This window comes from Algoriphagus sp. SE2, assembly GCF_039563885.1.
Taxonomy (GTDB): Bacteria; Bacteroidota; Bacteroidia; order Cytophagales; family Cyclobacteriaceae; genus Algoriphagus.
In genome coordinates this window covers 1-12,118 of record NZ_JBCLWJ010000033.1, presented here as the reverse complement: position 1 = coordinate 12,118, position 12,118 = coordinate 1, and the positions used below count along the sequence as shown (strand labels likewise).

Sequence of the window (12,118 nt, the reverse complement as noted above, 5' to 3'; positions counted from 1 at the left end):
CTTTCTGTATTCAAGTGCTAGGAATTACTCTGGATTGAAGGGTTTGATTGAGGTTGATTATTGGTAGTTACCTCTGCAAGGCCAATTGCATCCCCACAACTGTAAGGTATGGTTTTTATACTAGGGTAGGACAGGTGTTAAAAAAGCAACCCGCCGCGGAAGGAATTTTTTAAAAAAGTTTAAAACTCTGTATTGATAAGTTAATATTTTATGGTTATCTTACTTAAGATTTTTTGTGTTTGAAAAGCGTTTTTTTTGGCATTAAAAAATCGTATTTCAAAACCCAACTATATTTTTAATTTTATAGTTGTAATTTATTTTTTGGTAATTTAGATGACGAGCGCCAAATATTGTTAAAATAACAAATTATTAGACATTTTAATATCTGCTAAGATGATGCTATTTATTAAATTAAATACTCTTTTAAGATAGTCTAAAATTATATTCTTCGAAGAAAATTTTACTTAAAAATTAATCAGGAATAGCAATACTAAAATAAAAGATTCAACTGATATACAAATTATAGAGATTCGTTTAAAAGTTAAAAATTCTGGACTCATATTCATTCTTAAATTAAATTGTCATGAACCTACTTTTTGCTACTTTTTTGGCCTTAATTGTTTGGCTTGTTATAGGAAAACTCATTATTCCAAAGTTCAAAGAAATGAATTTTAGAAAAAGTAAGTTCGCCGAACTTACTAAAGTAGGATGGATTGCAGCCTTAGGCTATATTAAAAAGTTTTCATTATACGCAGCAATTACGTATGCAGGAATTTGGATTTTCCTTAAAACAATAAATTTATTGGCCTTTTTTTTTAAAAGTTCGGATGGAATTATTGAAGCATTCTTTAATCTGTTAACTGGAATTTATGAAAGATTAAACGTTATTAATGATAAAAAATTCATTGTAGTTTTATTAATTCTAAGTGTAATTTTTATTGTTTTAATTACACAGAATGCTCGGAAATATGCGCGCTCAATTTATGACAAGCTTAGTAAAGATTATCAAGAGGGGAAATTACCACGATTAGAGCCTTCCATAGAAATGGAAGAGGTAAATAAAAACATTTCCGATTTCGAAGAAGAATTTGAAAGTATTGCAGCCATACCACCTGGCAGCCTTGAACTTCAAGACCAAGAAAAGCAAGCTTACTATCTCGAATATTTCAAACAAATAATTCCAGCTCTAAAATTTCACTGGCAAGATCTTGATATTAGAAGACGTATTATTCCGGAATTAGAAAAAGAAGATGATACGAAAAAAAAGAAAGGTTCTCGGTGGGCAAAGCTTATTACGTTTTTTACTAGTAAGGGATTAGTCAAATCATTGTATAATACCAGTAAAACTCTCGGAACGTTAGGCTTAGTTTTTATTCTTTTATCTTTTCTTGGAGCATCCAAATCCCTTATTAAAAATGATACAAATGAAGTAGTTCTAAAAATCACCAACCTTGACCTACAAAATCAACAGAAGAACATAAATGAAAAATGGCAAGAAACTCTTTCTCAAGAAGTAATTGCTCAACCAGAAGAAGAAGATCTTGAATGGGATGATGAAGATGAAAAAACGCTTGATGAAATATCCCGGCATTTTGAACTAGCTATTGCTAATTCGATTACCTCTAGTCTTAAACCAACTTCCCAAGCTGATAATTTTAGATTAAGGGCTAATGCTGTTAAAGAACAAGCAATTAAGACATTTGCAACCTCAGCTGAAGGAACTGTAAAACCTGGGTATGAGATTTTAGAACAAGGTTCAAGATTAACTGATATTGAGCCTGAATTAAACCTTTCCAAAAAATACAGCCAAGTATATTCAAGAAACATAAATAAAAGTGAGCCAACCACTAGTATTGGAAAACAATTTCGGCAAAACCTAAAGCAAAAAGTACAGTCCAACAAAGGCATTTGGAATAGTGTAAAAAGTAACTACCAATCTTCACTAAAAGCTTTTTCTACTTCAGCTACTCCAAAAGAGGTATTAGGAATGATACTCGGAGAATCTTTTGAAGAACTAGTTAGCGGAACAGGTAAATTGATTGAATCTGGAAGTTTTGAGGGTAAAATCTTAGAAGATATGGTGGGAAGAACTGGAAACAAAACTGCTAAAACTTGGATAGATGTAAAGATGAATCAATTTACTGATGACTTAGTTCACATGCAATATGGGGAAGCATTGGATAATGTTATAAAAACTAAGACACCTGCCGAAAAATTCATGTCATATGCTGTCAAAGACCTTGATTTTCCTACAGTTGAAAGAGTTGGGGAAAACCTTTCACAACACCCCCCTTCTCTTGATTATCAACCGTTGAGTAGAAAGGAAATTAGTGATTCAAAAATTGCAATCAGAAAACTTTCAAATCAAATCCCGAACAGGCGTGCAGTGTTTGCTGATGCAATAACTGATTATAAATATTATTTTCCTGGGCAAGCTGGGATGGAAGCTGAATCTGCAGCAGCAGAATTTCTAATTGAAAATGCTGTTGGGTCAGCAAGTAATGGGAATAGCCCAAGAAAACCATCAACTTCATCTAAACCAAAGACAGGAACTGCAAAAGGGAAAATCGCATCAAACTTACCTGCTGGTAGAGCGAGAAGTTTTAAAGCATTAAGAGGCTTCCGTAGAATTGGTGGTGTTTTAATTGGACAGGATCCTTCTAATACTGGTAATACTGAAGTAGATTTTAGAGACATAACATGGAAAGATTTGGGAAACAAAATGGAAATATTTCTACATAGATCAGATGGGGAAGTGATTTCAACGGGGATTTATGACAAGGACATTATCAATCAAGCCATAGCTTATGTAGCTGACGGACGACTTATTACGGTCACTATGGTGAATGGAGGTCCACTTCTAAAATTTTATGATAATGATTCTAATCTCATTAGTATGCTCAAGATATTAGTACATCCGGCATTAGTTGATACTGACCTTGGGTGCAAAGCTATTAGATTGGATAGGCTAGTTGATATATATGCGAGTGGGAGAAATAATGAAAAAGTAAAATTTGCATCCAAATCATTTTCTTACCAAAATTTTTTATATAAGTGGGTTGCATATTTAAATATGAGGGAGACTCCTTCAAACAATTATAATGAATTGGAGTTAGGGGAATTGGATAAAATAATTGATAACTACACGAATAGTATAGTTGATAATTGGATTGATATTTATGATGTTCTGAAAAAGGGAGAGGTGTTAAATACTTCAACTACATCTCATCTTGTTAGCAAACCAGAATATTACAATAAGGAAATAGTATCATTGATCAAAAGCTCAATAATAAAATCTAAAGGCAATTTTGATGAATTTTTTAATCTTATCAAAAATCAAAAAATCCCTAGCTCAGAACCATTTATTAAAGCTGATACTGAAATTTGGTCTGGAGTTAGAGAACTTCCCTATCAGGTTGACAATGAGCTGTCATTCCTTGGACCAACTGAAGATTATAATTCGAATCTTTATCCATTAAGTTTTATCCGTCAGATAGTATTTAGTCCTATAGAACATACAGATGATGAATATAATGATATTGAACAGGTTGATGAAGATCCTTGGGGATTCCCTGAATTAAAAAAAGAAGGAATCATTGAAAATTTAGTTTGGGAAGGAGTTAGCCACGATACATCAGGCTCCGACTTAGTCGTACTAAACCAAATGAAAACCTTCACTAATATTCAAAGAATTTTTAGGGTAGCTATGAATGGAGACTTGGGATATGACTTTCCAGTTGAGAAACTTGCTGAACTGGCTAAACAGACAAGTTCATATATTAATTACACACCCACTCCTACTTGGAATTCATCGAGATTTCAATGGGATCAGTTTCAACAAAGGTCACTGTACGCCGAAATTCCAGATCTAGTCAATGATCTGAAATCACTTTGGTTTTCGCAAGGTATTGAAGACAAAAAGAATCAAAATCCTTGTAATTGAAAATAGAATATGGAATACAATCAAATAAGGGACTTAATTATAAAAAATAAAATTGAGGAAGGATTACAAATTTTACTTGATAATGTTGAAAACGACATTCAAAATGACATTATTCTTTTAACATCACAATTCCATAATTGGGAAAAAAATCATCGATTAAATTTAGGAGCACCAATCGAAGAAAGAAACCGAATAATCTATGCGATTCTAAGTATAATAACACAAATTGAGAAAGAGTCTAAAAATGGACTTGAAGCTAAAAGGTTAAATTCTTTGCAAGAAGTTGAATCTGATTTGGCTTTAGGTTATGAAAAACTAGTTTCGCTAAAAAGCAATGGGGCAATAGATTTATTTATGATTTGGTTAACAAATCGGTACCCCAAAATTTTTCAGAAACTTTTAGATGAAGAAAAAAATAATGGGAAAGCATCGAGCTTGTTTACAGAGCTTTCGAATTTAAATCTTGATCAATTTGCCTCTGAATATAATTTAAATGCCACCACTCAAAGTATTCATGATTACATTCTAGAAAAAGGGAATAGCATACCAATGTTTTTTACTGGATGGATAGAGTATAGCGATTATAAAGAAAGATTTGCTGTAGATTTGAACAAGGAAATAGATAAATATAAACAAAGACATCAAAACCTTTTAAAAACTGGAATTATTGGGGCCATTATCGGGGCTTCTACTTTTAGTGTTTTTGAAAGAAGTATAGATAAGGTGATAGATTTATATGAATCTGGCTCGGCTGATGAGGCTAATTTAAATCATACTGATGATGATGATGATGATGACGATGGGGATGACGATTAATTCAAAAATGACTCCAAAATAGGATTTTAATATCTATTTCATTTAGGATATTAATTTGAAAATAATTGGTTTCAGATTAACAGTTGATAAATAATTAAAAGATATGACAATATGAATTGGAATAAGACAATTTTCTTAGCTCATGCATCTGAGGATAAACCTCAAGTCAGAAAACTTTATAAAACCCTAAAGGAAAACGGACTGGATCCCTGGTTAGATGAAGAGAATCTTTTACCTGGAGTAAAATGGGATGACAAAATAAAAGAAGCTATTAAAAATTCTCGATTTTTTATGGCCTGTATTTCGGCTCAAAGTGTTTCGAAAAATGGATATATTCAAAAAGAACTACGGCTTGCTTTAGAGGAACTTGAAAGAAAAGTTCCTGATTTAATTTACTTTATCCCAGTTTTAATGGAAGATGTAGAATTACCAAACATTACAGTTAACACAATCAAACTAAGTGATTACCAAGCTTCCAAAATATTTAATAATAGTGATCTTCAAAAGTTAATAATTCATTTAAGAAAACAGGCGGATATTATTGAAGAGGTTAAACGAAAAGAGAATCCTATATTCAAGAATTTAAGATCTGTTATTTCGGAAGGAAAAGTTGATACTGCTCTTAGTATTTTAAGAAAATATATTCAAGAAAGAGATGATTATATGATAAATGAAATAGTTTTAACAACGGCAAAGTTTAATAACTTCAAAAATCAAAATATGATGGGTTTAATCAGTCATGAACAGTTCACGTTAGAAAATAATAGAGTTTTATATTCAATGTTAGAAATGATAAAACAACTAGAAGAAAAGGAAAATCATAAGAGTTGAAATAAAGTGGTCTCTCATGAATTTGAAAGAATAGCAATCTTTAAGTAATAAGAGTTATGATTATCCGTAATTATGCAAGTAAAGATAAATTGAAGCAACGATTTGTTCGTCATAAAGTTTCTGGCAGAAGTATCCTTGTTCCGTTTAGTCAAGTTATTGACGTGATTGGGTGTTGTCGGTTTAGTAGTCGGATGGAATTATTTCATTAAATCCCTACCATCCCGTTCATCTGTAGGATGTAATAAGGTCAATATTTAAAATATAAGTTTCTTTTTCAAAAGCGAATTACAAATTCTATTAAATACTAAAGAAGGACAATGGTAAATACATTCAATGAATTGTTTTAGCCTTGGGCAAGGGAGTAGGGCAGGCAAACTACGCTTAGATAACGATCTGACTAGACACAGACGGGGGCTGTAGGTATTATATTTTTACTCCCAGATGGGGGATTAAGGTTTAAATGTATTGCAAAAAACGTTTAGTCCTGCTTTAAGAATGATTGCAATTGATAACACTACGAATGGACTGCATAAAGCAGCTGCAAAACCCAACTTACTTCCAACATAGGTTGATACCCCTGCAATTATTATTTGCGTTGAAATTCCTGCTTCTGCTTTTAATTGTTTTGCTAATTCAGATTCAGTTGATTCATCACAAATCAATTTTGCGACTTCTGATAAAATCTTCTGAAAAATGGTTTTGTCCCAATTGTTAACACCCTTTGTAGTCATGCCAATGGCAGGCATACTTGAAATTTCTGTTCCTATTGCCTCCAATGAAATTCCTGAGGTCTCTAATTTGTAAACGGCTGATTTTAGGGTTGGATCCAGGCTGTCTATAAAGTCCGTGTATTTAAATGATTCGAAAATGGTTTTCATTATTTAAAATGTTTTTAAAGTTTCATTAATTATTGAACTGAAGGTTACATAAGTAACATTGGTGTCACTTGCTAATGGAATATCTCCAATTGATGCAACATTAGGAGGAGCTAAAGTCCCTTTTACAATTCCACATAAAGAACCATCTGATCGTTTAACTACTGCTGATCCTGAACTACCTTGTAATGTCTGATGAGAAATAATGAGTTCGTCAATTTTAATTGCTTTCATAAAGATTCTCCTACCCTTAGCAGAGACATTCGTTATAGAGACCGTTTCTAGAAAAGATCCAATAGTAGAATAAGGATAACCTATAACTAGAAGTTCATCTCCGACAGAAATATCATTAAAGTCTATATTGATTCTTGGGAAAGGTGCTTGAATGTCTTTTGTTCTTCCAATGAAGAATGCTAAGTCGTGAATTGGGTCTGCTTTAATCATATCTACAGGAATAGCTTGAATTTCATCAATTGGATATTCTTGAATAGCACTAATACTTCCATGATGTGGTGGTATTCCTATTTGAAATTCCGTGTTTTGTCCAATTTGATGTAACGTGGAAACAAAAATTGGAAAACCGTCTTTCAGTCCTACTAGAACTGCACTAGATAATAATCTGTCAGTAGTAGCTAATGGTAATACTATGGCCATAATATTTTGCATTTATTTTTAATTGCTGTATTTAGACTTGGGCATAACCTGTTTATTGTCACTGTTTCTCCCGATATTATAAGTTTCTCAATATCCCAACTATCTCCTCCTCTCACAATACCCAGTACAGGGTATATTTCCCTTAAAAATCTCTCTTTTCAGCTTAAAATCCCTTTCACCACTTCTCCCTCTACATCTGTCAGTCGGTATCTTCTACCTAAATGCTTGAAGGTAAGTCGCTCGTGGTCGATTCCGAAAAGGTGGAGTAGGGTGGCTTGGAGGTCGTGTACAGAAACCGGGTCTTTGACCACATTGTAGCCGAAATCATCGGTTTCCCCATAGCTGAAACCAGGCTTTACCCCAGCTCCTGCCATCCATTTGGTAAAACATCTGGGATGATGGTCCCGGCCATAATTATCGGGTGAGAGTGTGCCCTGCGAGTACACGGTTCTGCCGAATTCTCCGCCCCAGACTACCAAGGTGTCTTCGAGCAAGCCGCGTTGTTTAAGGTCTTTGATCAGTGCTGCTGTGGCCTGATCTGTTTTTTGGCACTGGTTTCTGATTCCATTCGGCAGGCTGCCATGATGATCCCAGCCCTGATGATAGAGTTGGACGAACTTCACATCATTCTCGATAAGCTTTCTGGCCATCAGACAGTTGGCCGCATAGGTACCCGGATCACGGCTTCCCTCTCCATAAAGCTCATACACCCAGTCCGGTTCCTTGGATAGATCGGTCACCTCGGGCACGGAAGTTTGCATGCGGAAAGCCATCTCATACTGTGCGATGCGGGCATTGATCTCCGGATCTCCATAGGTATTGAGCTGTACTTCATTGAGGGATTTGAGGTAGTCGAGCATTTCCCGGCGGTCATTTCCATCGTAGTTTTCAGGATTTCCCAGATAGAGCACAGGGTCTTTTCCGGAACGGAACTGAATCCCCTGATGCTGGGAAGGAAGAAAACCATTGCCCCAAAGCTTGGCATACAGGGGTTGATCCCGCACGGCATCTTTGGAAATCATCACGATAAAGGCAGGAAGGTTTTCATTATCCGAACCCAAGCCATAGCTGAGCCAGGAACCCATGGAGGGCCTTCCTGGAAGTTGGTGCCCCGTCTGGAAAAAAGTAATGGCAGGATCGTGATTGATCTGGCTGGTCTGCATGCTTTTGATAAAGCAAAGTTCATCGACGATCTCAGCGGTATGCGGCATCAGTTCACTGACCCAAGCCCGGCTTTCTCCGTATTGTTTAAAGTTAAAAGCAGAGGAAGTCATGGGAAAGGAACTTTGATCGGCACTCATGCCTGTCAGTCGCTGTCCATCCCGCACCGAATCGGGAAGCTCCTGACCGTGAAGATCCCGGAGTTTTGGTTTGTAATCGTATAAATCCAGTTGGGAAGGTCCACCTGCTTGAAAGAGATAAATCACCCGCTTGGCCTTGGGTACGAAATGAGGTAAATCTCCCAATCCCATGGAGGAATCGGTGATTGGAGGAATCCCAGATTTACTTTGTCCGAAGATTTTCTCCATTCCCATCAGGGAACCCAGAGCCAAAGAGCCTATCCCCAAAGAAGTTTTTGTCAGAAATCTCCTTCTGTCCATCTTCTTTTCTATTTCCTGAAGATCCGCATTGGCCGATCGTAAAGGCGCATCATGGTGGTGTTGGCACATGGTTATCTCTTGGTTATGGCTGCATCTGAATTGATAATCAAGGAGGCGACAACGGCATTGGCAGCCACCTGTTTTGAATCCAGATTGGGATTGATTTCATATTCTCCGGCACTTAGCCAGCCTGTTAGCTTTTTGGGATCTTCCGTAAATTTCTGATACTCACTTTCCCGTAATTCCAATAGGATTTCCAGCTCTGCGGCCTGGGGTTTTCTTCCCGTCAGCTTTTGAAAAGTATCCTGAATGGCTTCTGAGATTTTTGAATAGGCAGTCATCTGTTCTCCCAAGACTTTTGAAGCCTCCAGGAAGGTGGGATCATTGAGCAGAGCCAAAGCCTGAAGGGGTGTATTGGTTTCCTGTCTTTTGCTGATCGCCTCGCTATGGTCCGGCGCATCAAAAATGGATAGGGTAGGGTTGTGCACCGATCGCTTCCAAATGGTATACAAACTTCTTCGGTAGAGGTCTTCTCCCTTGCCCTGCACATAGGTGGCCGAATTTACTTGCCATAATCCTTCCGGCTGATAGGGGAACACACTTTTTCCTCCAATCTTTTCATTCAGCAATCCCGAGGCAAAAAGCGCATTGTCACGGATGAGTTCCCCGGACAAGCGTACCGAAGGTCCTCTCGCCAATAAGACATTGTCCGGATCTTTTTCCACTAGATCCTTTCGAAGAAGTGATGCCTGACGATAGGTTGCAGAAGTGACAATCAGGCGTTGCATGGCTTTCACATCCCAACCTGATTCCAGAAACTCAATTGCCAGCCAATCCAATAATTCCGGATGTGAGGGCAATTCGCCCTGATTTCCAAAATCCGCTGAGGTAGCGACCAACCCTCTTCCGAAGTAATTCTGCCAAAAGCGATTCACTGCCACCCGGGCCGTCAGTGGATTCTCTGGAGAAGTCGTCCATTGTGCCAAACCCAATCTGTTTTTGGGCAAATTCTCCGGCATGGGAAGGACACTTTCCGGGGTATTTGGAAAAACCTCCTCCCCGTGATTATTGTATTCTCCTCGGGTGAGAATATAGGTCGGTCGAGGTTCGGCCATATCCTGCATGATCATCATTTCGGGAATGGGTTCCACCGAATCTGCATAGGCTTTTCTGGAAGTTTGCAGGGATTTCAGCTTGGCCTGATAGGCTTGAGAATGATTGTTTAAATAGAACCTTTTGAGCTGTTCCTTTTCAGTGGAGCTCAGGTTTTCCGGTGCCTTGCTCAGCGTTTTTTTGTAGGATTCCTGATGGTAGATCTGAAGAATTTCCAATGGAGAAAGTGTCTGATCATAAATGCTGACTTCGTCTGCAATGGCATCTTTCAATCCCTTTCCTCTCCATACCGCTCCCACCTGTAAACCGGGCTGATTTCCGGCGAGCAGAATGTCTTTGTAAAGATTGTCATGGGTGGTAATGGTGGAGAAAGGCTCTCCATTCAGGTAAACTTCCAAACCTTTGGCTTTGGCCGAACCATCGTAAGTGAGAGTTAGGTTGATCCATTCATCCCTTGGGATATCGCTTTCGCTGAGTTTGGTGATGGCATTGTAAGGAGCGGAGTGCGCCATCAAAACTTCCAGTTTATTGTCCTTTAAGCTGAGATGATAGCCCCGCCAGTTGTAAAGCACTGCCCCCGAACCGCTATGGAAAATCACTCCGGTGCTCAGGGTTTTGGGGATATTCACCCAGATGCTGACAGAGAAAGGATCGGATTTGGAAAATGCCCCGGGACCTCCCAGTTCAAGCCACATATCCCCATTGAGTTTAACTCCTTTTCCTCGCAGCCCTTCCACATAGTTGGGTGGCTGGTTTTTTACCTCACTGCTCTCCATCGATCCTTTTTGTGCGGGATTGAGCTTGTTTTGAATCGATGACTGATCAAAGGTATAATAGGCAATTTGACTTGCGGGGAATTCACGGGTAGCCTCTTTTTGGTAGGCTTTGGAAGCCAGCCAAGCTGTAAAGGCTTGCTCCTCGGATTGGATCACTTCAGAGATGGTTTCCTCTTCTTTCTTTTGCTGAGCAAGCAGGTATTTCAGCATTTGATCCTTTTCCTCATCCGTCAAAAGCATGGTTGGAGCAGGCATGGCATTGTCCCATGAAATCTGACCTGCTTCTTCCACCCGGTTGAAAAAGCTGCTGAGTTCGTAGAAGTTCTTCTGGGTAATCGGATCGTATTTATGATCATGACATCGGGCGCAACCCACGGTCAAAGCTAGAAAAGCGGTCGCCATGGTGCTGGTCCGATCCACCACATATTCCACCCGAAATTCTTCTTCCACAATTCCACCTTCCATGTTTTGAGGATGAATGCGGTTGAAAGCCGTGGCAATGAGTTGGTCTTTGGTAGGATTGGGAAGCAGGTCGCCTGCTAATTGATCGGTAATGAATTGATCGTAGGGAAGGTTGGAATTAAAGGCATTGATCACCCAATCCCTGTAAGGCGAAGCATCCCGATAGCGATCCACCGTGTAGCCATGGGTATCCGCAAATCGCGCGATGTCCATCCAATGCATGGCCATTTTTTCCCCGTAATGCTCCGAATTGAGCAGTCGATCCACCTGCTTTTCGTAAGCGTTCTCAGATTTATCAGCGAGAAAGGATTCTATCTCTTCACTACTTGGAGGCAATCCGATCAGGTCCAGACTTAACCTTCTCAATACCGTTTCCTTATCAGCTTCCGGTGATGGAGCGATTCCTTCCTCTTCCAGTTTATCCAGCACAAAAAAGTCAATGGGGTTTTTGGCCCAGGAATCATTTTCTACTTGGGGAGGATCGTATTTTTCAGGTTTGATAAATGCCCAATGTTCCTTGTATTCCGCTCCCTCTTCGATCCATTTGATCAGGATTGCTTTTTCCTTTGCGGACAAAGTTAGATTGGATTCAATAGAAGGCATTTTAAACTCATCATCCTCAGAAATAATCCGGTGGAAGAGTTCGCTCTTTCGAAGATTGCCGGGAGTAATCGCCTTTTTTCCTGGGGAATTGGGCAGATCAACAAAAGCCATTTCAGGGGTATGAAGACTTAGACCAGCTTTTTGCGCAGCCAGATCCGGCCCATGACAGGCGAAGCATTTATCAGATAAAATGGGTTTGACATGAATATTAAAATCCAATGCTTCGGGCAATTCTTCATAAGCCACTTGCACCTCTTCCGGGAGATCAGGCGTGCAGGAATAAAAAATAAAGAGGATGCTTACTAGATGTAGAAACTTCGAATTCATTGCTGAAATAATCTATCTCTTAAACTACTGGAAATTGCGCATTATTGGAAATGGTTTTTTATGAAACGAACTATCGTCCGTCATTGCGATCCCGAGAATCGGGAGTGGCAATCCCGT

General features: G+C 38.5%; 7 protein-coding genes. 3 read left to right on the top strand and 4 right to left on the bottom strand.

Annotated elements, in window-relative coordinates; translation table 11 throughout:
* Positions 1-583 precede the first annotated feature (583 nt).
* From AAGF08_RS20085 to AAGF08_RS20075, 3 genes are all read left to right on the top strand, one after another.
* The gene (locus AAGF08_RS20085) at positions 584-3,943 is read left to right on the top strand and encodes a hypothetical protein (protein ID WP_343513227.1); all 3,360 of its coding nucleotides are present in this window, start codon (positions 584-586) and stop codon (positions 3,941-3,943) included.
* Between the two features lie 9 nt (positions 3,944-3,952).
* Positions 3,953-4,759 carry a hypothetical protein gene (locus AAGF08_RS20080; RefSeq protein ID WP_343513225.1) on the top strand — a complete coding sequence of 269 codons (807 nt, stop codon included), beginning with the start codon at positions 3,953-3,955 and terminating at the stop codon, positions 4,757-4,759.
* 111 nt (positions 4,760-4,870) lie between these two features.
* Positions 4,871-5,590 carry a TIR domain-containing protein gene (locus AAGF08_RS20075; RefSeq protein WP_343513224.1) on the top strand — a complete coding sequence of 240 codons (720 nt, stop codon included), beginning with the start codon at positions 4,871-4,873 and terminating at the stop codon, positions 5,588-5,590.
* A 449-nt stretch (positions 5,591-6,039) separates the two neighbouring features.
* Here AAGF08_RS20075 and AAGF08_RS20070 read toward each other — a convergent pair whose 3' ends face one another.
* The 4 genes from AAGF08_RS20070 to AAGF08_RS20055 all read right to left on the bottom strand — a co-directional run bounded on the left by AAGF08_RS20070 (position 6,040) and on the right by AAGF08_RS20055 (position 12,001).
* Positions 6,040-6,468, bottom strand: coding sequence for a hypothetical protein (locus tag AAGF08_RS20070; protein WP_343513223.1), 429 nt, complete (start codon positions 6,466-6,468; stop codon positions 6,040-6,042).
* A gap of 3 nt (positions 6,469-6,471) precedes the next feature.
* Positions 6,472-7,119, bottom strand: a complete 648-nt coding sequence (locus tag AAGF08_RS20065) for a trypsin-like peptidase domain-containing protein (RefSeq protein ID WP_343513221.1) — start codon at positions 7,117-7,119, stop codon at positions 6,472-6,474.
* A 158-nt stretch (positions 7,120-7,277) separates the two neighbouring features.
* Positions 7,278-8,789 (bottom strand): DUF1501 domain-containing protein, encoded by a 1,512-nt coding sequence (locus AAGF08_RS20060; RefSeq protein ID WP_343513220.1) that lies wholly within the window; start codon positions 8,787-8,789, stop codon positions 7,278-7,280.
* Positions 8,790-8,791: 2 nt separating this feature from the next.
* Positions 8,792-12,001 carry a DUF1553 domain-containing protein gene (locus tag AAGF08_RS20055; protein WP_343513218.1) on the bottom strand — a complete coding sequence of 1,070 codons (3,210 nt, stop codon included), beginning with the start codon at positions 11,999-12,001 and terminating at the stop codon, positions 8,792-8,794.
* Positions 12,002-12,118: the final 117 nt, after the last annotated feature.

Excerpts from the sequence above, each read along its gene's own strand:
- AAGF08_RS20055 (WP_343513218.1), bottom strand. The coding sequence starts at position 12,001 with ATGAATTCGAAGTTTCTACATCTAGTAAGCATCCTCTTTATTTTTTAT.
- AAGF08_RS20070 (WP_343513223.1), bottom strand. The coding sequence starts at position 6,468 with ATGAAAACCATTTTCGAATCATTTAAATACACGGACTTTATAGACAGC.
- AAGF08_RS20065 (WP_343513221.1), bottom strand. The coding sequence starts at position 7,119 with ATGGCCATAGTATTACCATTAGCTACTACTGACAGATTATTATCTAGT.
- AAGF08_RS20060 (WP_343513220.1), bottom strand. The coding sequence starts at position 8,789 with ATGTGCCAACACCACCATGATGCGCCTTTACGATCGGCCAATGCGGAT.
- AAGF08_RS20080 (WP_343513225.1), top strand. The coding sequence starts at position 3,953 with ATGGAATACAATCAAATAAGGGACTTAATTATAAAAAATAAAATTGAG.
- AAGF08_RS20075 (WP_343513224.1), top strand. The coding sequence starts at position 4,871 with ATGAATTGGAATAAGACAATTTTCTTAGCTCATGCATCTGAGGATAAA.
- AAGF08_RS20085 (WP_343513227.1), top strand. The coding sequence starts at position 584 with ATGAACCTACTTTTTGCTACTTTTTTGGCCTTAATTGTTTGGCTTGTT.